Origin of the sequence: Hydrocarboniclastica marina (assembly GCF_004851605.1) — a bacterium.
Taxonomy (GTDB): domain Bacteria; phylum Pseudomonadota; class Gammaproteobacteria; order Pseudomonadales; family Oleiphilaceae; genus Hydrocarboniclastica; species Hydrocarboniclastica marina.
Window position 1 is genome coordinate 135,093 of sequence record NZ_CP031093.1, and the last position, 23,233, is coordinate 158,325.

Sequence of the window (23,233 nt, forward strand, 5' to 3'; positions counted from 1 at the left end):
GAGTTGGCAGGGAGCCTTATGCAGCAGCGGTCTGGCGTTGCCCCAGGGCGATCTCAACCATACCGTTCTGGAGACGGACGGGGTAACAGGGCACTCGCGCGTTCTCATCTTCCAGGCACTCGCCCGTATCCAGGCGAAAGTGCTGCTTATAGAGCGGCGACGCTACCACGGGCAGGCCACCTTTATCACCAACAATGCCCCTGGCCAGCACATTGGCCTGGCTAATCGGGTCATAGTGGCTGACAGCGAACAGACTGGGCTCGTGGTCGGGCAGCCAGAACAGGGCAACGGGGCCCTCTTCGGTCCAGCAGGCGATACCACAGTCCGCGACGAGGTCTTCGCCGCTGCAAAGCTTGCTCCAGTTTCCGGCGTTTGGGTTCGGCATGGTGCTTCTCCTCTAGCTAAAGCTAATGGGTAAAACAGCGTTGCGGCGCCCGAGGACTTGGCCAGCGGGCGCCTGGTGTCAGGCTGTGGTTGCAATGATTCTGTCGGCCGGGCGCTTCTGACCGCGCTCCTGGGACCATTGCTGCAGGGGATCGTCGCGCTTGTCGTTGACGTACTCGCGGAAGCGCTTGAGCTTGTCCGGGTCTTCCAGCGTTGAGCGCCACTCGCACTGGTAGGTTTCGATGATCCGCGCCATCTGGCTTTCGAGGTCGGCGGCGAGATCGAGACGATCGTCAATGACCACTTCGCGCAGATAGTCGAGCCCGCCGTCGAGGTTTTCCATCCAGACGCTGGTGCGCTGCAGGCGGTCCGCCGTGCGGATGTAGAACATGAGGATGCGGTCGATGTACTGCACCAGGGTCTGGTCATCCAGGTCGGTGGCGAACAGGTCCCCGTGACGCGGACGCATGCCACCGTTACCGCAGACGTAGAGGTTCCAGCCATTCTCCGTCGCTATGACGCCGAAGTCCTTGCTCTGGGCTTCAGCGCACTCGCGGGTGCAGCCGGAAACGCCCATCTTGATCTTGTGAGGCGCGCGCAGGCCCTTGTAGCGGTTTTCCAGGAAGATCGCCATGCCGACGCTGTCCTGCACGCCGTAGCGGCACCAGGTGCTGCCCACGCAGGATTTGACCGTTCGCAGGGACTTACCATAGGCATGGCCGGTCTCGAAGCCCGCGGCGATAAGCTCTTCCCATATCAGCGGCAACTGGTTGAGGCTGGCGCCGAAAAGGTCGACCCGCTGGCCGCCGGTGATCTTCGTGTAGAGGCCGTATTTCTTGGCCACTTCACCCAGCACAATCAGCTTTTCGGGGGTGATTTCGCCGCCAGCAATACGCGGCACGACCGAATAGGTACCGTTCTTCTGCATGTTGGCCATGAAGGTGTCGTTGGTGTCCTGCAGCGGCACATGGTCCGGCTTCATGATGTGCTCGTTCCAGCAGGAGGCGAGAATGGACGCCACCGCAGGCTTGCAGATATCACAGCCACGGCCCTTGCCGTGTTTTTTCAGAAGCTCGGGAAAGCTCTTGATCTGCCCCACCTGGACCATGGTGTAGAGGTCTTGCCGGGTGTGGGCAAAGTGCTCGCAGATGTCGGTGTTGACCTCCATGCCCAGGCGCGTGAACTCATTGTCGACCACGCTTTTGAGCAGCGCGGTGCAGCCGCCGCAGCCACTGCTGGCTTTCGTTTGCTGCTTGACGGCGCCGAGGTCCGCGCAACCCTGCTCAATGGCGCCGCAGATGTCGCCCTTGCTGACGTTGTGGCAGGAGCAGATGGTGGCCGTGTCCGGCAGCGCGTCGGGGCCCAGTGCCGGGGCGCCGCCCTCGCTGACAGGCAGGATCAGGCTCTGGGGGTCTTCCGGTAGTTCGATGCCGTTGAGCAGGTACTGGGAAAGCGTATCGTAGACGCTGTTATCGCCTACCAGCACGCCGCCGATCAGGTGTTTCCCGTCATTGCTTATCACCAGCTTTTTGTAGATGCCGGCGCGTTCGTCACAGTACCGCAGGCTCAGGGATCCCGGCGTCTTGCCATGGGCATCGCCCAGGGAGCCGACATCGACACCCATCAGCTTCAGCTTGGTGCTCATGTCGGCACCGGTGAAGCTGTTGTCTTCCTGGTTGAGCTGGGCGACCAGGGTGCGGGCCATGGTATAGCCCGGCGCGACGAGACCGAATATCTGCTCGTTCCAGAGTGCGCACTCGCCGATGGCGTAGATGTGCTCGTCGGCGGTGGCGCAGTGGTTGTCGATGATGATGCCGCCGCGCTCGCCTACTGGCAGGTCGCAGCTCCGGGCCAACGCGTCCTGGGGCCGGATGCCGGCGGAGAACACAATCAGGTCGGTTTCCAGGAACTGCTCATCGTCAAAGGTCATGCGCAGGCGAGCATTCTCCCCGGGCGTAATGGCCGTGGTGACGCGCTGGGTATGCACCTGGACGCCAAGATCCTCGATTTTCTGTCGCAAAGTACGGCCGCCGTCCTCATCCAGCTGCACCGGCATCAGGCGCGGGGCAAACTCGACCACATGGGCTTCCACGCCCAGTGACTTGACGGCATTGGCGGCCTCCAGCCCCAGCAATCCACCTCCGACTACTACGCCGGTGCGGGCCCCTTCGCTGCTGGCGCGGATACGGTCGAGGTCTTCCAGGGTACGGTAGACCAGGCAGTGCTCGTTGTCCTTGCCCGGGATCGGGGGTACGAACGGGTAGGAGCCTGTCGCCAGGACCAGTTCGTCGTAGGGATAGCTGTTCTGGTCGGTCTCCACAGTGCGGGCTTCACGGTCGATGCCGGTCACGGCTTCGCCCAGATGGAGGGTGACCGCGTTGTCGCAGTACCAGTTCTCTTCGCACAGGGCGAGCGCGCGGTGGTCTGCGCCCTGGAAGTACTCTGACAGGTGCACGCGGTCATACGCCGCATGGCGCTCTTCGCCAAAGACATGGACCTGATAATCGGCCGCCGCCGGACTGGCCATGAACTGCTCGACGAAGTGGTGGCCTACCATGCCGTTGCCGACTACGATCAGCTGCTTTTTCATGGTGCGTGTCCTCTTACCTTTAAATGCGTGACCGCTTTGTGCAGCGGTCGAACTGGGTTATGTCAAGCTTCTGTCAACAGGTGTCGCTAAGCGGCTTCGCACCAGGCTGAACCAAACGCCAGGTGTTGGCGGATAGTGCTGATATCGGTGCCTTTCTGGACCTGGTCGAAATACCAGGGCCCCTCGCGTGCATCGCCGTAGAGAATGGCGCCGACCAACCGCTGATTGCGGACAATCAGGTGGCGGTAGTGGCGCAACTCCTGATCGTGGTAGACCAGGCTCTCGGTCGAGTCGTCCGGCTCGATTTCACCGCACGAGAACAGCTCGATACCGCTGATCTTGAGGCGGGTGGCAAGCGCTTCGTCCTGGTAGCCCGGCACGCCCGGGGCGCCGTCTGGTGCATCGTTCGACTCGGTAAGGAGTGCGGCCAGAACTTCGGCCTGCCGGTAGCCCGGCTCCACCAGGCCGTAGGTCTGACCGGCGCGCTGGCAGCACTCGCCCAGGGCAAAAATATTGCTGTCGCTGGTGCGCAACCAGGGGTCCACCTCGATGCCACGGTCGCAGGCCAGGCCAGCCGCCGTCGCAAGGTCGATGCGGGGTTTGATGCCGGTCGCAAAAACCACCTGCTCGGCTTTGATACGGCTGCCGTCGTTCAGAAGCACAGACTCCACTCGATCCTGCCCTTCAATCGCCTGTATCTGGCTGTTACAGCGCAGGTCGAGCCCCTGCTGGGCCAGTTCGCGTTGCAGCATCCCGCCCGCCGTACGGTCCAGCTGGCGGTTGAGCAGATGGCCGCTTCGGTGCAGTACGGTGACCTTGAGGCCGCGTTTGGCGAGCGCTGCTGCCGCTTCGAGCCCGAGGAAGCCACCGCCGACCACAACCGCGGACGTTGCCGACTGCGCGCAGCTCAGGAGGGCGTCGCAATGGCCGCGGTCGCGGAAAACCTGGACGCCTTCGAGGCCCGTTCCAGGCAGGCCCGGCATCAACGCCTGGGCGCCGGTTGCGATGACCAGCCGGTCAAACGGGACCTGCTCACCATCCGCAAGCCCGACCGAGCGCCCGCCGCGGTCAATCACGATGGCAGCGTTGCCTGATATGCAACGGACGCCATGGGCCGCGTACCAGTCGGCACCGGCCAGGGAGAGGTCGTCTGCCGCCATCTCGCCCGCCAGGAAGGGCGACAGCATGATGCGGTTATAGGCCGGCTGGGGCTCCTCACCGATAACAGTGACCTGCCAGTGCGCGCAGAAGCCCCGCTCCACGAGGCGTTCCAGCAGCCGTTGGGCAACCATTCCGTGCCCGACAATGACGAGTTTTTTCATAGATCCTCCCGCGGCCCAGGGCGACTTCCGGCTGGCATTAAATCCAAAAAAAAAGCGCCTAAAATCCCCGATGGGAATTAGGCGCCTTTGCCATGAGCCAGGCTGACTTAGCCCGGTTTGCTCTGATTCAGTGTTCTGGTAATAGGCCTTTCACTTTCTATGCCAACCCCTTTTTTCTACAGAAAACAAAGGCATAGATTCGCAGCTGGATTTCGGGCCGGTCGGGTGCGGCCCAGTGATGGTGCAGCGGAGCCGATTTCTGCACTGTTGGGGCGCGCCAGGTCATGCGCCGACGCGGCGATTGGCGATCGGATTCGCGGTTTTTTTGCGCGTTGGCAAGGGCTCGATCTTGCGCTGTTTTTCGTAGAGGAAGCGCAGCACCTGCTGCCGGTAGCGGTTGTACTCGGGCGTGTCAGCCAGGGCCACGCGCTCGCGCGGCCGCGGCAGGTTAACCTCGACGATTTCCCCGATGGTGGCCGCAGGCCCGTTGCTCATCATCACAATACGGTCCGACAGCAGCACCGCCTCGTCCACGTCGTGGGTGATCATGACGACGGTATTGCCCAGCTCCTGGTGTATCTCCATCAGTGAATCCTGGAGATGGGCGCGGGTAAGGGCGTCCAGGGCACCGAACGGCTCGTCCATCAACAGCACCTGGGGTTGCATCGCCAGTGCCCGGGCGATGCCCACCCGCTGCTTCATGCCGCCGCTGATCTCACCCGGCCGCTTGTTGCTGGCATGGGCCATGTGCACCAGCTCCAGGTTGTAGTTGATCCACTCGGCCCGCTCCTGTTTGTTCATTTTCTTGCCGAAAACCTGGTCCACCGCCAGTTCCACGTTTTCGTAGGCGCTCAGCCAGGGCAGCAGCGAGTGGTTCTGGAACACCACCGCCCTTTCAGGCCCCGGCTGGTCGACCTGGCGCCCCTCCAGAATGCAGCCGCCAACAGATGCCTTGAGCAGGCCGGCAATGATATTCAGGACCGTCGACTTACCGCAGCCCGAATGGCCGATCAGTGAGATGAACTCGCCTTTGGCTACTTTCAGGTTGACCTTTTCCAGCGCGCAGAACACGCCGTCGGGTGTAGGGAACTCCATGCCGATGCCTGACAGTTCCAGATGGGGTTTGCTCATGTGCCTTCTCCATTAATTTGTGGTCGCGGCGTCCCGAAGTGACTTGGACCCGGTACTCAGGCGGACTTGCTGTCCCAGGAAACTTTTTGCTGTAGCAGCACCATCAGCCGATCGAGCAGAAACCCGATCAGGCCGATCGTCAGCACGGCGACCATGATGCGGCCCAGTGAGGCACTGCTGCCGTTCTGGAACTCATCCCAGACGAACTTCCCCAGGCCCGGGTTCTGCGCCAGCATTTCCGCGGCAATGAGCACCATCCAGGCGATCCCGAGGGAGATCCGCAAGCCGATAAACATGTGGGGAATCGCCGAAGGCAGCACAATGCGGCGGATGTGGGTCCAGGTGGGCAGGCTCAGGACGCGCGAAACGTTGTGAAGGTCCTCGCTGACACTCGCGACTCCGGCGGCGGTATTGATCAGGATTGGCCAGAGGCTGCAGAGCGTGACCGTGAACAGTGAGATCAGGAAAGACTTTTCAAACAGGGGGTCATCGCTGACGTAAACCGCGGAGACCACGAGCGTCACCAAAGGCAGCCAGGCCAGCGGGGATACCGGTTTGAACAGCTGGATCAAAGGATTGAGCGCGTCCTGCATGGCGCGGCTCATGCCCATGAAAATACCCAGCGGAATGGCGATCACGGCGCCCAACAGAAAACCGCTCATCACGGTCACCAGGCTGGTCCCTATCTGATCAATAAAGGTCGGCGCGCCGTTGTAGCTGCGAATACGCACCTCGGCTTCGGGATTCTGCTCCAGAATGCGCTCGTTGCGCGCTTCCTGCATGGCGATAAACTTGCTCGCCCGCTCCCGGGACGCCTGGTGCTCGTCCCAGAGCCCATCGGCCTGCTGCCAGACTTCGGCCGGGCCGGGAAAGGCCCCCAGGGAGGTCTCGATGGATTCAGCCGCCCATTGCCACAGCATCAGAAAGACAGCCAACCCGATCATGGGCAGGCCCAGCCGGTGCATCAGCTGCCCCGCAGTCAGCCCTTTACGCGCCTGGTGGGTGATCCGGGCAAACGGCGAAAGCGTACTCGCGTTGGCCCCGGTCGTCGTGGTCGTGGAGGTCATAGTCCTATCCTCGTCCAGGCAAGGCCTGGCTTCGCATGGAGCGGCTGTCTGCCAGCCGCCGGAGTTACAGTTTCTGCTCGCCCTTGAGGCCGATCGCAAAACTGTCGATGTAGGCGTTGGGCTGGCGGCCGTTGTATGGCGTGCCGTCGATGAAGGTGCCCTGGCTCGGCTTGTAACCGTCTTCGCTGGCGAAATCAGGGAAGTCGGCGGCGGTCATCTTGCCTTCCGCAATCAGGGCCTCCGCAGCCTGCCGGTAGATGTCCGGGCGATAGACCTTTTTGGCGATGTCCTGGTACCAGCTGTCGGGCTTGTGTTCGGGAATCTGGCCCCAACGGCGCATCTGGGTCAGGAACCAGACCGCGTCCGAGTAGAACGGATAGGTGGCGTGGTGACGGAAAAAAACATTGAAATCAGGCACGTCGCGAACATCGCCTTTCTCGTACTCGAACGTGCCGGTCATGGAGTTGGCGAGCACGGCCTCATCGGCACCGACATAGTCTGAGCGGGACAGGATCTTCACCGCTTCCTTGCGGTTGGCGTTGTCATTCTCATCGAGCCATTTGGCGGCCCGGATCAGCGCCTTGACGACGCGAATGTGAGTGTTGGGGTTTTCTTCAGCCCAGGATTGGCTGACACCGAAGACTTTCTCCGGGTTGTTGGGCCATATCTCATAATTGGTGATCACGGGCACGCCGATACCCATGGCGACGGCCTGCTGATTCCAGGGTTCGCCGACGCAGTAGCCCTGGATGGTCCCGGCCTCGAGGGTGGCAGGCATCTGCGGCGGCGGTGTGACTGAAAGGCGCACTTCCGCATCAAGGGTGCCGTTGTTATCGCCGCGGTGCGGCGCGTAAAAACCCGGGGCGATGCCGCCAGCGGCCAGCCAGTAGCGAATCTCGTAGTTATGGGTCGAGACCGGAAACACCATGCCCATCCGGAACGACTCGTTTTTGTTCCGGTAGGTTTCCAATACGGGCTTTAGCGCACTGGCACTGATTGGATGCCTGGGCTGGCCGTCGGCGTTCTTCTCGATATGCGGTTCCATCTGGGCCCAGACGTCATTGGCCACGGTAATGGCGTTACCGTTGAGGTCCATGCTGAAGGCGGTGATAACGTCCGCCTTGGTACCGATGCCGATTGTTGCACCCAGCGGCTGGCCGGCGAGCATGTGTGCACCGTCGAGCTGGCCGTCAATCACGCGGTCGAGAAGCACTTTCCAGTTGGCCTGGGCCTCGAGCTCAACAAACAGATCTTCGTCCATGAAAAACCCTTTCTCCCACGCAATCGCGAGAGGCGCCATATCGGTCAGTTTGATAAAGCCGAACTTGAGGTCAGGCTTTTCGGGGGGCCCTATCTCCGCGCCCGCCGTGCTGGCTCCGAGGCACACAATCAAGAGCATAGCCACGATTGCGCGGCGACCTGACGGAACCCATGCTTTAAACCCTCTGCTAAAACTGAATCCTCTAGTGAAACTGATCATCTACGACGCCCTCTGGCTGGCTGTAAGGCATAAAAAAAAGGCGCTCGCTGCTTAGCTTTGTCAGCTTTGCAGGGAGCGCCTTTGCTCAGTTCGTTTGTTGCCCGACCTTGTGGTCTCTTAAGAACAGATAAGCAGTACCCGTGCCAAAAAATAAGTATATGTAATAAAAGGACTTATTTTATTTGGGTAGACCTTGGCGACCCCAAGGAGTGCAGGCCGCTCCATTTAGTGCGCCGAAATGGAACCTGCTGGAGGGAATCAAAAGAGAGGGTTACTTGCTTTCAGTGCGGGTCCAGACATCGCCAATTGCGACCATGGCGCGGGCGACATCGACCAGACGGCGGCTTTGGTCCATGGCGGTCTGGCGTAGCATTTTATAGGCCTGCTCTTCGCTCATGCCACGATGCTTCATCAGCAGCAGCTTGGCCTTGTCCAGCAGCTTGCGCTCTTCCAGGGCTGTTCTGGCGGCGGTGAGCTCGTCGTTCATCTGCTGGAGGCGCTGGGACTGGGCCTGCACCAGGTCGATGATCGACCGACCCAGGCCCGGGCTGACGCCGTCCGTATGATAGCTGTCCTGCTGAAACTCGGCCCGCACGTCGCCCGGCGCGCTGCAGAACACAATAAATGACTGTGCCGGGTCATGTTCCTGGTGCAAGAGGTCTTCGATCAACGTCTGCTGCCTCGCCAGCCCTTCCCGGGCATCTCGCAGTTTCTCTTCACAGAGTTCGTGGAGGCGGGACTCCAACTGATCCTCCACTGCCTTCATGGCGTCGATGCGGCCGGTGGCTATCCAGAACCAACGCTGGTCGATGCCTTTGTTTAGCGCTGCTGGCTCCGCGGCCCGTTCGTCTGGTCGGGCCCGCGCCAGACGCCGCAGTCGGTCCAGTTCCTGCTGCTCCGGCGCGTCCTTGACCTTCTGCCACTCTGTGCGGGCAGGTGCCTCGGCAAACTCCATGAAGACCTCAAAGCAGCGCTGCTGGGCTTCGTCCAGATGGTCCAGCCTCTCTTTCAGGGACGGATCAAACTGGCCCATGGCGAAACCTGCCGCGGCCGCCGCCCGCTCCTGGCCTGCCAGCTCTTTGCCCTGCATGAAATTGAACATGGCGACCAGCAGCCTCGAGATGGACGGGTCCATGGCGGTTTCGGCGGCTTCAAAGACGATAGATAGAAGGCCGTGCACCAACCCACTGTAGACCTTGCTGGCCCCCTCAGGGCTCAGCTGGTTACTGCGGACCTGATGGCGCAACTCACCCAGTTCCGAGAACGCATGAACCACGTAGGCAATTCGGCTGAAGAAGCGGCTGCCGCCCTGAACACCGCTCACTTCTGTACCCATCTCTTCCAGGGCAGCTCGGAAGCGGTCGTACTGCTGGTCGGTGCCCGCCTCCATCTGGCCCAGGCAGTCGCCATGCTCGCGACCGCCCGCGCCCAGGTAAAGGTTGGCCGCGCCCCTTTCGCGCTGAAGCGCGTGGACCAGGTTACTGACGGCGACAACCAGACGGCCCATACGCAGGAAGGCTTCCAGCGCGATGATCTCGCAGTTTTTGGAGGCAACGAGATAATCGGTGGCGCTCGCCCCTGCTGTTTGTTCTGGCTTCATCCCAGGCTCCTGGACCCGGTACGCGTGATCATCGCATTCATGCTCTCTGGCTCTTGCAAAAAAGATGTGTGAGAGAAAGACATGCAAGAGCAGGACCATCTGGGGCCGGCGTATGCTTCAGTTGGGTTTGGCCGCCGGGGCAGGGCCCGGGCCGGTCGTGCGGGTAACGTGGGTGCCCAGCGGCGCATTTGAATTGCTACATTACAGTGCAACTTGCACCGCCGTGAGGCAGATTATGCTGTGCCGCAGGCGGCGGCCTCAGGCAAGTCTATAAAAACAAAGCAAAAGACGCTTTGGCATCCGCTTTGCAGCATCCTTCTCATAAGGTTCTTGAGTGGCTTTTGGGCAGCCTTCTTAACGGCGGTCCCAATAGCCACGGCAACCAGACAGATCGCCGCGGAGTCAATCCCGGCTCAGGCGGTTCGACAGGCAGGAGTTACGATCTTCTGCTGTTGCAGCAAGCAGGTGCTCGCTGCGAAACACAGCTTTAGGCCCCTCCCATGGGCACCGTTGCCCGATAGCGTGAGTCCCCACTCTTACGTTATCGGGCTTTTTTATTTGGGACGGGCCGAAACCGGTACGGGAGAAAAACGATGGTGCAGCCGAAGGCGCAGGCGACGACGTGCCCCTATTGTGGCGTGGGCTGCGGCGTCCTGGCCCGCGCCAGCGGGTCTGCCAGTATCGAGCCGGTCAGCGGCGACCCCGACCACCCGGCCAATTTCGGGCGCCTGTGCATCAAGGGCTCGAGTCTCGCGGAGACGCTGGGGGACCAGAACCGGCTGCGCGCGCCCGAAGTCGATGGCAAACGGGTCGGTTGGGACGAAGCACTGGATGCGATCACCCGGCGCCTGGCAACCGTCCGGGCTCAGCACGGCCCCGAAGCCATCGCCTTTTACCTGTCCGGCCAGTTGCTGACCGAGGATTACTACGTCGCCAACAAGCTCGCCAAGGGCTTTCTGGGCACGCCCCACGTCGACACCAATTCCCGGCTTTGCATGTCTTCAGCTGTGGCCAGCTATAAGCGCGCGTTCGGCGCCGATGTGGTTCCGGGCTGCTATGAAGACCTGGAACTGGCCGATCTGCTGGTGCTGGTCGGCTCCAACACCGCCTGGAACCATCCGGTGCTCTACCAGCGCATCAAGGCCGCAGGCGAGGGCAGGCCCAATCGCAAAATCATCGTTATCGACCCGCGCCGGACCGCGACCTGCGAGATTGCCGATCTGCACCTGCAGCTTCACCCCGGCACCGACGCCTACCTGTTCAATGGTCTGCTGAGTTGGCTGGCGGCGACCGGTGCGGTGGCGGAAGATTGGGTCCAAGAGCGGGCCTCGGGCATGGACGCCGCGGTAGCCGCCGCCAAGGCTTCAGCGCCGTCTCCCCGGGAGGTGGCAGAAGTGTGCGATCTGGCCGAAGCAGACGTCGAAGCGTTCTATCGGCTGTTCGCGGACACCCAACGCACCGTCACGCTCTATTCCCAGGGTATCAATCAGTCTGTGCGCGGCACCGACCAGGGCAGCGCCATCATCAACTGTCACCTGGCCACCGGCCGGGTAGGGCTGCCGGGCGCCAGCCCTTTCTCCATCACCGGGCAACCCAACGCCATGGGCGGGCGGGAAGTTGGCGGGCTGGCTAATCAGTTAGCCGCGCATACTGACTATGAAACCCCCGGCGCCCGAGACTGCGTTCAAGCCTTCTGGAACAGTCCGGAGCTTCCCGAAGCGGCCGGCATGAAAGCGGTGGAAATGTTTGACGCAGTGGCTAGCGGGGCCATTCAGGCGATCTGGATCATGGCTACCAACCCCGTGGTGAGCATGCCTGACGCCGAACGGGTCAAGGCGGCCCTGGCGAACTGCCCGCTGGTGATCGTTTCGGACTGTGTCGATCACACGGACACCCTCGACCTCGCCCATATCAAGTTGCCCGCCCAGGGCTGGAGCGAGAAAGACGGCACCGTCACCAACTCCGAGCGCCGCCTATCGCGCCAGCGCGGGCTTCTGCCTGCGGTTGGTGAGTCACGCCCGGACTGGTGGGCGCTGGCGCAGGTTGGGCAGCGCCTGGGTTTCAAAACGGCCTTTGACTACCCCAACCCGGCTGCGGTTTTTCGCGAACACGCGGCGCTTTCAGCGCAGACCGTCAAGTTGGGCGGGGGCTTCGACATCAGTGCGCTCGCTGAGCTAAGCGATCAGGCCTACCGCGACCTCACGCCCTTACAATGGCCCGTGACCCACGCCCGCCCACTGGGCACCGCCCGCCAGTTTGGCCAGGGCCGCTTCCGCACGCCCGACGGTCGCGCGCGTTTTCATTCCGTAGCCTTGCCTGTCCATGCGGGCGGGCCGGCTGCCGACGCAGGCAAAAATCGCCACGAAGACCCCTTGTCTCAGTCCCGCCCCAACGCCGAATCTACCCCCGGGTCCTTCTATTTCAACACCGGCCGCTTGCGGGATCAGTGGCACACCATGTCCCGCACGGGGCGGAGCCCGCGGCTGTGGCAGCATACCAGTGAGAGTTTTCTGGCGATGGCCCCGGCAGATGCCGATCGTATGGGCGTCGCGGACGGCCAGTTCGTGCGGGTGTCGGGGGCGGCCGGGCAATTGGTGCTGCGTCTGCGGCGGGACAGCGGGCAGCGCCAGGGGGAGGTGTTCGCACCTATCCACTGGAATGAGCAGTGGACGGGCGCAGGCCGGGTTGGCGGGGTCATCAGGCCGAGCTGCGACCCGGCCTCCGGCCAGCCCGCGTTCAAACATTCACGGGTAGATATTGAGCCCGTGCAGGTTGAATTTCATGCCGTCCTGCTCAGTCAGCACGCGCCCCCCGGCCTCGACGCGATGACTTACTGGAGCAGGACACCCCTGGCTAATACGCAGGCCTGGCGGGTTGCCGGCCAGCACGCACCAGACCGGGATGGTGTCGCCCGGCTGCTCGGCGGCGCACCGCAGCTAGAGATGCTCGACGCCGCCGATGGCCGGCAGCGCTACGCCCGGGTTGCCGAGGGCCGCTTGCAGGCGGTCCTCATGATCGAGCGTGAGTTTCACTTCCCGGCACTGGACTGGCTGGATGAACTGTTTGGCCATGAACAGCTGGACGCCCAGGACCGTAAAGCCTTGCTGGCGGCGAGCCCCGCGGGGGTCGAGGACACCGGCCCGGTGATCTGCAGTTGTTTCCAGGTGGGTGAAAAAACCATTCTCAGCGCGATCGGGGAAGGCTGCGACAGCCCGGCTGCTCTGGGCGAGAAACTCAAGTGCGGGACTAATTGCGGTTCCTGCCTGCCGGAGATCAAGGCGTTGGTTGAACGCTGCATTGCCTCGGCCACTTAACAGTTTTGCCAGCGATCAGAAACAGAAAAAACTATACTGGGGGCCGATAAATTCAGCTCCCGGTCCTTCTATGCCCCACGACAGTACCCGTTTCGACCACGAGGCGGTCATCGAAAGCACCCGCCTCTGGCTGGAGAAAGCGGTGATCGGCCTCAACCTGTGCCCGTTCGCCAAGGCCGTCCACGTCAAAAAACAGATCCGCTACCGTGTTACGCCATGTACCACGCCCGAAGAGCTGTTATCCGTGCTGGTAGAGGAGCTGTTGCATCTTTCCCGGACCGACCCGGAGCAGGTCGACACGACCTTATTGATACACCCCGCGGTGCTGCAGGACTTCCTCGACTACAACGATTTTCTCGCCCTGGCCAATGAACAACTGGCCGTGATGGAACTGGAGGGCGAGATCCAGATCGCCAGCTTCCACCCCGACTACCAATTTGCCGGTGTAACCCCCGAAGCCATGGAGAACTACACCAACCGTGCGCCCTTTCCAATCCTGCATCTCCTCCGCGAAGCCAGCATTGATAGGGCCGTGGCGGCGTTTCCCGACGCGGCTGAGATCTTCGAGCGCAACATTGCGAAAATGAATGCCCTGGGACTGGACGGGTGGCGCAGCCTGTTCGAGCAGCGCTAACACCACGCAATAACACCACGCCATAACACCAAGCAATAGCACGGCGCGATCACGGGACGGTGGTCCGTTGGGGTCGTTAGCTGAGGGGCGTCAGGGCCTGGGGAGAGACCCGGTAGCGTCGGCCCTCGCAGGGGCCGGTGCCCTGCACCGAACAGGTCTTGCGGTTAACCCGGGTGACCTTGCCCTGGAGCTCATTATTGCGGCCGAAGCAAACGACATCCCCCGGTTTGAAACTCGCCAACGCTTCCCGCGGATCCGCGATCTGAACGCTGGCGTCCGGAATCATCTGGCCCCGGTTCCGTGCCAGCTCCAGCAAGCTTTGCCGAAAGCCGTCGGCGATGCCGTCCCGGTGCAGGTCGTCCAGTATGCGGTAGAAGGCACTGTTGTGGACCGAGCCCCGGGTACGGCCGCCGCTGACGGTCTGCACCAGATGGGCAAATTCATGGCAGCCGGTATGGGCCAGCAGGTTGGCGGCCGAGACCCGGCCATCGAAGTAACCGCGCGCGAGTATTTCCCGCGTGGAAAGCCAGCTCGCACAGGCCCGTGGGTCCAGCTTGTCGGCCACCATCTTGGCGCCGAACGTAATGCTGTGCTCGCCGCTGTGCAGATCAAACCGGTGATGGGTGGCTCGACCGCCCCCGACCCGGATCGCCGGGCGCGGGTACTTCGCTGCCCGCTTTCTGCTGTACCGCTGCGTCCACGCCGGTATGATGGGCAGCAGTACCAGCTCGGTGGTGTCGCACAGCGTTTGCGCCAGTTCGCGTGCCTGGTGGACGCTCATGGAAGCCTCGGGTCATAAAAAAGGGGTGGCGTATTGTCGCCGGATTGGGGCCGGGGCGAAAGCTTGCCTTCAGGTCCTGGCCGGTCAAGTCGCGGAGGAGCCTTGTCGAATACTGCTACGCCCAAACTGTCCCGCCGCGCCCAGGGCTTCCTGCTGACGGCGCTTGGCGTGCTTTTCATTTCGCCCGACGGTCTGCTGGTGAAGATCACCGAGGTCGACGGTCTGGTCGTGTTGTTCTGGCGCGGGCTCCTGCTAGCCATCGCCTTTTTTGTGATCAGTCTGGCCCGTTACGGCCGTAAACTGCCCGCCGTGTACCGGCGGTGCGGCTGGCAGGGCTGGTTCTGCGCGACGGCTTTCGCGTTCAGTACCCTGGGCTTCGTGCTGGGCATGAAGCACACTGCCGCGGGCAACGTTCTCGTTATCCTCAACACGGCCCCTGTGATCGCCGCAATCATCGCTCGGGTCGTCTGGCACGAACGGCTGCCCGCCCGGACCTGGGCTGTCATCCTCGTCTGCGTTGGCGGCGCCACACTGATGGCCTGGAGCGAGATGGGCCAGAGCAACCCGTTTGGCCTGGTCATGGCCCTGGTCGCCGCCACCGCGTTTGCCGCCAACCTCAACGTGGCGCGCTCACGGCCCAGCGCGGATATGAGCGTCATGCTGACTTTCGGGGCGGCCATGCTAGCCGTCGCGGCCGCTATCATGGGCGGCGCCCAATGGCCCGCCTGGCCAGACTTCGGCTATCTCCTGTTGTTGTGCCTGTTCTTCCTGCCCATCGCCTGCACCCTGATCCAGGTGGGGCCCCAGTACCTGCCTGCCGCCGAAGTCAGCCTCATGCTGTTGCTGGAAACCATCATCGGCAGCTTCCTGGTCTGGCTCTTTCTCAACGAGATTCCGTCGTCGCTCAGCTTTGTCGGCGGTGGGTTGATCCTGGGGGCGCTGGCGTTGAATGGGGTTTACGAGATGCATCTTGGGCGGCGAAGAAGGTTCAGGGTGCCGCCGCCGGTTTAGTTGTGGCAGCTTGGGCTGTGACTGGGGGGGGATCATCTTGCGGCTCAAAACATCGTGAAAGCGAGGGCGGCGTTGAATCGCCCAGAGCCTCTGTAATTGCGCTTTCCTGCGTTGGTTGTGGTTAAATAAGGTTGCACAAGGCAATCAATATCGGGTGGCGGCACCCGGCAACCGGCGCAACTACTATGAGCGAAGACGTGCTTTCCGGGCTACTACGGCGTGTTCGTCTTCGCGGCGCCCTCTTTTTCAATGTTGAGTGTGTCGGTGCCTGGGTGACCGAGGCGCCACTTGCCGCGCTGATCGCCAACGTTGTGATGCCGGCGTCTGAGCACCTGATGGAGTATCACGTGGTGCTGGGCGGCCGCTGCTGGGCGGGTATAACGGGCGAACCGGCCTTTGAAATGGCCGCCGGTGATGTCGTCCTTTTCCCCCACGGCGACGCGCATGTATTGGCCAGTGCGCCGGGGCTGCGCGCCGAGCCCAATCTTCCTTATCTGATCGCGGGTCTGAAGCAGCGCAAGGGCTTACCCTTCATGGTCCGCCAGCTCGACGATAAGCTTTTGCAGCCGACAGTGAAGGGCGTTGGTACACCGTCCCCACCGGTTGCCACGCTGCTTTGCGGCTTTCTGGGCTGCGACCGCGCACCTTTCAATCCATTACTCTCTGCCTTGCCGCGGGTTATACACGCCCGTGCCAGCGAGTTATCTGAAGATAGCTGGACCGGTCAGTTGGCCCGGCTGGCGGAAGCGGAGTCCCGCAGTAGCCGCCCCGGCGGCGAAGCGGTCCTCGAGCGCATGAGCGAAATGATGTTTGTGGATCTTGTCCGCCACTATCTCAGCACCCTTCCGCCAAGTCATACCGGCTGGCTCTCCGCCCTGCGGGACAGCCATGTTGGGCGGGCTTTGAGACTGATGCACAGCCGCCCAGCAGAAGCCTGGACGCTGGAAAAGCTCTCCGGAGATGTGGGTCTCTCTCGCTCTGCGCTGCAGGAGCGCTTTGCCGAGCTGTTGGGGCAGGCCCCCATGCAGTATCTCAGGTGCTGGCGCATGCAGGTCGCCTCAAATCTGTTGGTCGAAAGCAACGCCAAAATCGCCACGATAGCCCGTGACGTGGGTTATGAGTCGGAGGAGGCTTTCAGTCGCTCCTTCAAGCGCATCGTAGGCGAGCCCCCCGCCGCCTGGCGTCGCGACCGCTCGGTTTAACCATCGGTCTTAACTGTCCATTTTAACTATCCGTCTAAACATCGCCGGTAATTCAGTCATACACACCGGACGTACGGTCATTCAGCCGCAAGGCAAACCCCCGCACTATACAAAGGTCTGCTGCACGTCCATTTTCCGGGAAGTAAGTGTGTACGGTTGCCGCTGTATCAGACCCAACCCTCTACCATTCCGGGAGAACGATCATGGAAGCGACTCAAATATTTGATGAAAGCAAGCTCAACGCGTTTGTGGGGCAGGTGCTGGGGGATCTCGGCGGCGCATACAGCGCGGCGCTGGTAAAGATCGGTGACCGGCTCGGGCTGTATCGCGAGCTGCAAAGCGGCGGCCCTGCCACCTCAGCCGAACTGGCCGAACGAACGGGCTATTCCGAGCGATACCTGCGCGAGTGGCTGGCCCACCACGCGGCCTCAAATTATCTGGCCTACGACGAGGCGACCAGGCGCTTCCGGCTACCCCCGGAGCAGGCCATGGTCTTCGCCGATGAAGAAAGCCCCGTTTACATGATTGGCGGTTTCGAGAATGCATTCAGTACATTCGAGAATGAGCCCAAGGTCAGTGAGGGCTTTCGCTCGGGACAAGGCGTTGCCTGGGGCGACCAGGCGCACTGTATGTTCTGTGCCGTCGCCAAATTCTTTCGCCCAGGCTACAACCATAATCTGGTGCAGAGCTGGCTACCCGCGCTCGATGGCGTGGTCGAGAAACTCGAACGCGGCGCCCGTGTGGCTGATATCGGCTGTGGCCACGGTCACTCCACCCTGCTGATGGCCGCCGCATTCCCGAACTCGACGTTTATCGGCTACGACTTTCACGGCGACTCCATCGACGCGGCCAATGACCATCGCGAGGAGCAGGGCCTGGATCCGAACCGGGTCCGCTTTGAGCAGGCCACCGCCGCCGATTTCGCAGGCGGTGATTTTGATCTGGTGACCTGTTTCGACGCCCTGCACGACATGGGCGACCCGGTAGGCACGGCAGCTCATGTTTATAAACAGCTTAAACCGGACGGCACCTGGATGGTGGTCGAGCCCATGGCGGCGGATGAGTTGAGCGACAACTTCAATCCGGTGGGCCGGCTGTTCTACGCCGCCTCTACCACCATCTGCGTACCCACCGCCCTGGCGCAAAAAACCGGCCTCGCGCTGGGTGCCCAGGCGGGAGAGCGCAAACTGACCGAAGTGATCAAGGAGGGCGGTTTCAGCCGCGTACGCAGGGCTGCAGAAACGCCGTTCAATATTGTTCTCGAGGCGCGTCGCTGAGGTAAAGGGAGAAATAGAGCAGGGCCCGTCCCTGGGATGGGCTTTGGCTTTTTCATAGGGGGCCGAAAGCTGGCGGATTGGCTTGTGCGGCTTTGGCGGCACGAGGCGGTGCCCCGCGTCTGGGTGGCTTAACTGGAACCCCACCTATCGTCCCGAGCTCAGATCGAGTGTCCTGCTAGCCCGGATTTCTCATGAGGAGGAAGGAAAAAGCGGCTTAAAGTGGTAACATTTCAGGACCTTACACCAAAAACGAACCACCAGAAGCCGCATCCAAAATGGTACCCGAAAAGCTGACCTTCTCGCCACTGTTCCGCCGTCAGATTGAAGCCGATTTCTCCGGAGGCCACATCACCTCCGATGCTGGCTTGTTGTTATTACGCGAAGTCGATAAGCAACACCAGTTAACCCAGCGACTGGCCGAGACTCTGGTCGATCAGCGGGATTCCACGATGGTTCGTCACCAACTCGATACCATGGTCCGGCAACGGGTCTACGGCGTGGCCGGCGGATACGAAGACCTGAATGACCATGAAGCGCTACGCTTTGATCAGGCGCTGCAATCCGCCACGGGTGAGGTCTCCGTCCTGGCCGGCAAGTCCACGCTCTGCCGAATGGAACAGGCCGTGGACCGGCAAACCATCGTGAAGGCCCATGAGCTGCTCTGGCATCATTTCATTGAGCAGCACGACAAGCCGCCAAAGGAAATCGTGCTGGATTTCGACGGCACGGATATTCCGGTGCACGGCGACCAGCCGGGCAAGTTCTTCAACCGGTACTACGATCACCACTGCTACTTCCCGCTGTATGTCTTCTGCGGACGGCACCTGCTGGTGAGCTATCTGCGCACCAGTAATCGGGGTGATGCCCGGCACAGCTGGGCCATTCTAGCCCTATTGGTGCGGTTTATCCGGCGCTACTGGTCAGAAACCCGCATTGTGTTCCGGGGTGATTCCCACTTCTGCAAGCCCCGAATCCTGGCCTGGTGTGACCACAACCAGGTGGATTACATCGTGGGCATGGCGCGCAATACGCGGCTGGAAACCCTGGCGGCACCCGCCATGGACAAGGTCCAGGAATATCATGAAGCCACCGGCGACAAGCTGGCCGTTACGTTCCGCTTTAACTACAAGGCCCGAAGCTGGCAGCAGGAACGGCTGGTCGTCGCCCGCCTGGAATACGGCCCCCAGGGTCCGAATCCCCGCTTCGTCATCAGCTCCCGCTACGACGAGGGGTTCAAGCTCTACTACGAACAGTATTGCGCCCGCGGTGACATGGAAAACCGGATCAAGGATCAGCAGCTGGATCTGTTTGCCGACCGCACATCGAGTACCCAATGGTGGACCAATCAGTGGCGGCTGATACTCTCCGGCTTTGCCTACACCCTATTCGAGCGTCTGCGGGTGCATCTGAAAAGCACGCCCTTCGAGCGCATGAGCGCTGGCACCCTGCGGTTGAAACTGATCAAGGTCGGCGCTGTGATCATCCGCAATACCCGCCGAATCCGGGTGTTGATGAGTGATAGCTATCCGTATAAGACAGAATTATCAGCCCTGGTTCAGCGGCTGGTGCCCACCTAGATCAGCGGGCTCCCCCGGCCCGTCAGTAATGGGGGAAAGGGGGAATTGTGTCTGCACATCAGGAATTGATTAATATCTGATCAAAAAACCCCGGACGAGACACCGAAAACCGGGATATCCTCAGGCATCCGCCCATCAGGGACTACTATGAGAAATCCGGGCTAGTAGCCCGTGCCCGCTATGGCTATTTGCTGTGAGCGACGTTCGGAAACCTCTCGGGATGCTCAATGATCTCCTCTGTCAGGTCTACATCAAGATCAGGCCAGTAGAAGTGTCCTGGGGATTGCTCCTCCACGTTCACGATTGCGCTGACAGGCTGCTCCTTAAACCACGGGAAACTGTCATACGGCATGAAAAACTCACGGTCGTGTGCCAGAAGCCATACGCCATGTGGAGAGATATTCGTCACTTCAACTGCTGAAGTGCTGTTTCCAAGCGCTGACAAGCTCATCGCGGTGATCCTCCACCAGTGATTCGATTTCTTTCAACTGCTGCCGGTTATAGCCGTAGTTTTTGGCAAGCTCAAGATCTGGTTCAAGCCAGAATTTGGCCTCCCCAGCGCCTGAGACTACATGAACATGCATTCGAGGTTCTTCTCGGGAAAAGAAAAAGAACCGATACCCCTTCTCTCTGAAGACTGTAGGGCTCATCCATACTCCTCTCTGGTAGCGCGTACCATCGGTAGTTCGAAAGGCAAAGATTCGATGAGTTCTGACTTGTCCATGGGTTCCAACTAAATTGCTCACATAATGCCAAGGTAACTGGCGCAGCGAAGAAACGTCCAGCGGCGCCGGCGCGTAGTTGACTCTATTTTTTTAGGCTGTTCACCGAACTCAGACATGCTATGCCCCGGCAATTTCATACGCGGTGAACTTGCGCTCAAGAAGACCATTTGCTTTTGCAGCGGCGCGCCAGGGAGTGATATGTGGGTATCCTGCTAGTGGAGCGGAGGCAAAGGCATCCGAGTGACGCGCCTGGCTAGCTGATCCCAAGCATGTACGCTCGAAGCTGCCGCTCCTCGCGCATGACACAAAGGACGAGAATCCGCTGCTCATCCTGACGATAAAATAGGCGACACGGTGGAACCACTAACTCCCTGTAAACCGAGTTGGGAAGTTCCGGAGGAATCCGTCCGGATTGGGGGAATTCCTCCAAACGCGCGGTCTTCTCGAAAACTTCCTGGACTAGATGACTGGCGGCAGCAGAATTATCCAGAGCAATATACTCGGCCACGGCATCCAACTCTTGAAGTGCGGGCTCCGTCCAGACTACTTCAGCCATTTACTCATTTTCTCCCTGGCCTCACTCTGGCTGTACGTTCTTCCCTCAAGTACAGCACGCTCTCCCCGTGAGAGCCCCTCAAGCAGCTCAAGTCGACGCTGCATGAATTCGTAATCCTGCACATCAACAAGATAAGCCGATGGCTGGCCATGTTCAGTGATCAGTACTGGCTCTTTAGACAGATGCAGGTCTGCCAGGATTTTTGTGGCTTGGCGCTTGAGGTTTGTAACAAGCTCAACTTTCATAGGCTCACCCAGATTCGGATTGATAGTGATACTATAGTGTCACTTTGCGGGTGAGGCAATCGCAGCTAAGGAGGCTGCAGAAAACCCTCGCCTCCTTTTCGGGTGAATATAATCTGGGAGCGTTCTCAAGGGCGACTGCTGCAGATTTTAAAAAAAAGCGCTATTTTTATTTCATTCATTAGTCAATTCCGGGTCGGCAAAGTCTGCTGACCTTTTTCTACAGCCTCAACGCCCAGCGAAGGGGCAAATTTGAAGCGCCGCAGAAAATTTGTCCCTCTTGCGCTGGTTGCTAGGCTTTTCCATAAGCTCGATTAACTTTAGGTATTATATTTTCGGCTGCCGCTTGATGCCGTTTCGGTAAGTTCTTTAATGCGGCAATTGTTCGAGACACATCATCTGACGACATCGATATTTTAGGATCATCTAAAGCCTTAGAGATTTCGTCCAGTATTTCGCCAACTTGATAGTGGTCGGAGCCTTGCTCTACCGAAATCGCCAGCAAATCGCAATATTGGTATACGCTCCATTCAAGCCGACCTTTACCCATCGCCTCTTCAGCTAAACGCTCCTTGTTGTCGTATTCTAGTTTTAATATTCTTGACTTCTGCTCCTTCAAACTTAAAGTTAAGCTCTCGATACGTTTTTGAATCTCCTTTATTGCCGCGTTCTTTATTTCATCTGATTTAGAATCAAGGTCTGCGACCAATTTCTTGGAATATTCATCTACGCTGGTCTTTAAGGCCGAATGCATTTCCTGGAGCTTCGCATCACTTTCCTGGTTGAGGGCTTGCATTTCTCTTTCATAAGAGACTTTGCTTGTATACCAATTAAATGCCGCCAACCCTAAGGCCATTGCAATAACTGAGCTTAGAGACCAAATAACAATTGAAATCAATTGAGACTGATAGTTTTCCATTGATGCAATTTGAGCTGTTAAAAGTGCTATCTCATTATGCTGTTCAGTCTGCTCTACTACCGATGATTTTTTAGCTTCAGCGAGAGAAGACAAGGGAAAAATGGATATTGCCGCAACCCATAAAATATAAATTATTTTTTTTACTTTCATGGTCTATCCTATTAGCCTAACGCCGCGCTTTGCGGCAAATTTGTAGCGCAGCGAAGAATTTGTCCGACGACAGCGCCTTGTTAACTTTCATAAACCACCATGTCCGCACCGAACGCTAAGCGAGACAGCTTTGCTGTTTTAGTTATAACGTTCTCATCTTCATCTAAGTGCCTAGAAAGCTTACCAAAACCCAAGCTGTCGTGTTTTTTAAATACGTAAAGCATCTGATCATAAAGTTCTTCCCAACTGTCTTTATGAAACTGCTGATAACCATTCCGTTCTTTAAATATGGAGACATAACGTTCTAATGCGTCAGTCTTAAAGCTCATCCTGTGTTCGACCGGCCTTGGTTCTGAGCAGAAATAGACCTGCGACTCTGATTGATTGAAGCAGATCGAATGCTCGTCATCATCTGGCAAATTGCCAATTTCTGTAGGCGCTACCCAAATAGAGCTTCTAGCTACAGAGCGACCAAAATAATTGTTATGCATCTCCAAATTTGTATGGAACTTAGGTGCTACATAGAAAACCGGATTCCCACAGCGTTCTAAATGGCCAAGCAAATTGTGTTGTTTTGAATGTCTCAAGGCATGTAGATTGAAACGATAATACGAGCTTCCGAATACGTGATGGTACTTTGCATTTGAACGACTTAGATAATCAGAACGTTTGAATTGCAGAAAAAATGGTAGGCCTTGTATTTCTACCTGAACATCATAGCCGCCACCATCCCGCCCTTCCTCTACAAGCGTTGGAAAAGTAGGTACTGCCGTAAATCGGTAGTTTCGAGTTAGTTCCTCTACTACCGTATATCCGTAAGTAAATTCTGAAAATTGTGGCTTCATGCCGATCCTATAAAGTTAACGCCAGCCATAAACGGCGCCCTGAAAAGGGCGTCCGGTGGAGGCCGCAGGCCGGAACGAATTTGATGGCATTGTTAGAAACCTACAGAGCAACGTCGTGGTGATGAACGGTTTCCTCGTAGTGCGACATGAGTGCCTTTACTTGATCCGGGACTACCGCCTGCTCGAAGTTTGGGCCAGCAAAGCTTTTTACCGCTTCGAGCGATCCAAACCAGAATATAGTTGTGAATTCCACGTTGTCACCCGTATCGCGGCGTAGCAGGTTGGTGCTGATGTATCCATCCACGCCCTGGGTAACTTTTGGAAGCACAGTATTCTTGAAAAGCTCCTCGTAGGCTGCGGCGTTACCGTGAGTGGTCCATCCTTTCCAAATTCGAGCAATCACCTCGATCTCTCCCTGATTTCTAA

Annotated in this window: 21 protein-coding genes; 6 read left to right on the plus strand and 15 right to left on the minus strand. The window is 59.3% G+C overall.

Annotated elements, in window-relative coordinates; all coding sequences use genetic code 11:
* Positions 1–16: 16 nt before the first annotated feature.
* The 7 genes from nirD to soil367_RS00660 all read right to left on the minus strand — a co-directional run bounded on the left by nirD (position 17) and on the right by soil367_RS00660 (position 9,574).
* Positions 17–385, minus strand: a complete 369-nt coding sequence (nirD, locus tag soil367_RS00630) for a nitrite reductase small subunit NirD (protein WP_136545923.1) — start codon at positions 383–385, stop codon at positions 17–19.
* A 78-nt stretch (positions 386–463) separates the two neighbouring features.
* The gene (gene nirB / locus soil367_RS00635) at positions 464–2,974 is read right to left on the minus strand and encodes a nitrite reductase large subunit NirB (protein ID WP_136545925.1); all 2,511 of its coding nucleotides are present in this window, start codon (positions 2,972–2,974) and stop codon (positions 464–466) included.
* An 86-nt stretch (positions 2,975–3,060) separates the two neighbouring features.
* Positions 3,061–4,296 carry an NAD(P)/FAD-dependent oxidoreductase gene (locus soil367_RS00640; RefSeq protein ID WP_136545927.1) on the minus strand — a complete coding sequence of 412 codons (1,236 nt, stop codon included), beginning with the start codon at positions 4,294–4,296 and terminating at the stop codon, positions 3,061–3,063.
* Between the two features lie 282 nt (positions 4,297–4,578).
* Positions 4,579–5,427 (minus strand): ABC transporter ATP-binding protein, encoded by an 849-nt coding sequence (locus soil367_RS00645; RefSeq protein ID WP_136545929.1) that lies wholly within the window; start codon positions 5,425–5,427, stop codon positions 4,579–4,581.
* Positions 5,428–5,483: 56 nt separating this feature from the next.
* On the minus strand, positions 5,484–6,392 hold the full coding sequence (locus soil367_RS00650) for an ABC transporter permease (RefSeq protein WP_216642798.1): 909 nt from the start codon (positions 6,390–6,392) through the stop codon (positions 5,484–5,486).
* Positions 6,393–6,558: 166 nt separating this feature from the next.
* The gene (locus soil367_RS00655) at positions 6,559–7,893 is read right to left on the minus strand and encodes a CmpA/NrtA family ABC transporter substrate-binding protein (RefSeq protein WP_136545933.1); all 1,335 of its coding nucleotides are present in this window, start codon (positions 7,891–7,893) and stop codon (positions 6,559–6,561) included.
* 352 nt (positions 7,894–8,245) lie between these two features.
* Positions 8,246–9,574, minus strand: coding sequence for a nitrate regulatory protein (locus soil367_RS00660; protein WP_172962231.1), 1,329 nt, complete (start codon positions 9,572–9,574; stop codon positions 8,246–8,248).
* Positions 9,575–10,167: 593 nt separating this feature from the next.
* Between soil367_RS00660 and soil367_RS00665 the strand changes: the two genes are divergently transcribed.
* Positions 10,168–12,888 (plus strand): nitrate reductase, encoded by a 2,721-nt coding sequence (locus tag soil367_RS00665; RefSeq protein ID WP_136545937.1) that lies wholly within the window; start codon positions 10,168–10,170, stop codon positions 12,886–12,888.
* A 70-nt stretch (positions 12,889–12,958) separates the two neighbouring features.
* On the plus strand, positions 12,959–13,522 hold the full coding sequence (locus soil367_RS00670) for a DUF1415 domain-containing protein (RefSeq protein ID WP_136545939.1): 564 nt from the start codon (positions 12,959–12,961) through the stop codon (positions 13,520–13,522).
* A 76-nt stretch (positions 13,523–13,598) separates the two neighbouring features.
* Here the strand turns inward: soil367_RS00670 and soil367_RS00675 are convergent, their stop codons facing one another.
* Positions 13,599–14,303 (minus strand): hypothetical protein, encoded by a 705-nt coding sequence (locus tag soil367_RS00675; RefSeq protein ID WP_246065442.1) that lies wholly within the window; start codon positions 14,301–14,303, stop codon positions 13,599–13,601.
* A 102-nt stretch (positions 14,304–14,405) separates the two neighbouring features.
* Between soil367_RS00675 and soil367_RS00680 the strand changes: the two genes are divergently transcribed.
* The 4 genes from soil367_RS00680 (at position 14,406) to soil367_RS00695 (ending at position 19,370) form a co-directional block, all read left to right on the plus strand.
* Positions 14,406–15,314, plus strand: a complete 909-nt coding sequence (locus soil367_RS00680; protein ID WP_246065445.1) for a DMT family transporter — start codon at positions 14,406–14,408, stop codon at positions 15,312–15,314.
* 185 nt (positions 15,315–15,499) lie between these two features.
* Positions 15,500–16,516: an AraC family transcriptional regulator gene (locus tag soil367_RS00685; protein ID WP_136545941.1), complete on the plus strand. Its 1,017-nt coding sequence runs from the start codon at positions 15,500–15,502 to the stop codon at positions 16,514–16,516.
* A 203-nt stretch (positions 16,517–16,719) separates the two neighbouring features.
* Complete coding sequence (locus soil367_RS00690; protein WP_136545943.1) at positions 16,720–17,793, plus strand: class I SAM-dependent methyltransferase; 1,074 nt, start codon at positions 16,720–16,722, stop codon at positions 17,791–17,793.
* 275 nt (positions 17,794–18,068) lie between these two features.
* Entirely contained in the window at positions 18,069–19,370 is a 1,302-nt protein-coding gene (locus soil367_RS00695; RefSeq protein WP_136545945.1) for an IS1380 family transposase, read from the plus strand.
* 184 nt (positions 19,371–19,554) lie between these two features.
* Here the strand turns inward: soil367_RS00695 and soil367_RS00700 are convergent, their stop codons facing one another.
* The 7 genes from soil367_RS00700 to soil367_RS00730 form a co-directional block, all read right to left on the minus strand.
* Positions 19,555–19,821, minus strand: coding sequence for a DUF2442 domain-containing protein (locus soil367_RS00700; RefSeq protein WP_136545947.1), 267 nt, complete (start codon positions 19,819–19,821; stop codon positions 19,555–19,557).
* Positions 19,781–19,954 carry a DUF4160 domain-containing protein gene (locus soil367_RS00705; RefSeq protein ID WP_246065447.1) on the minus strand — a complete coding sequence of 58 codons (174 nt, stop codon included), beginning with the start codon at positions 19,952–19,954 and terminating at the stop codon, positions 19,781–19,783. The genes soil367_RS00700 and soil367_RS00705 overlap by 41 nt, the downstream gene beginning before the upstream one ends.
* Positions 19,955–20,348: 394 nt before the next feature.
* Positions 20,349–20,651, minus strand: coding sequence for a type II toxin-antitoxin system RelE/ParE family toxin (locus soil367_RS00710; RefSeq protein ID WP_136545951.1), 303 nt, complete (start codon positions 20,649–20,651; stop codon positions 20,349–20,351).
* A complete protein-coding gene (locus tag soil367_RS00715; protein ID WP_022990189.1) occupies positions 20,639–20,896 on the minus strand; it encodes a type II toxin-antitoxin system Phd/YefM family antitoxin in 258 nt (85 codons plus the stop codon). The genes soil367_RS00710 and soil367_RS00715 overlap by 13 nt, the downstream gene beginning before the upstream one ends.
* 289 nt (positions 20,897–21,185) lie before the next feature.
* Positions 21,186–21,962, minus strand: a complete 777-nt coding sequence (locus soil367_RS00720; protein ID WP_136545953.1) for a hypothetical protein — start codon at positions 21,960–21,962, stop codon at positions 21,186–21,188.
* Positions 21,963–22,042: 80 nt separating this feature from the next.
* A complete protein-coding gene (locus soil367_RS00725; RefSeq protein ID WP_136545955.1) occupies positions 22,043–22,807 on the minus strand; it encodes a hypothetical protein in 765 nt (254 codons plus the stop codon).
* A gap of 100 nt (positions 22,808–22,907) precedes the next feature.
* Entirely contained in the window at positions 22,908–23,210 is a 303-nt protein-coding gene (locus tag soil367_RS00730; RefSeq protein ID WP_136545957.1) for an antibiotic biosynthesis monooxygenase family protein, read from the minus strand.
* Positions 23,211–23,233 lie beyond the last annotated feature (23 nt).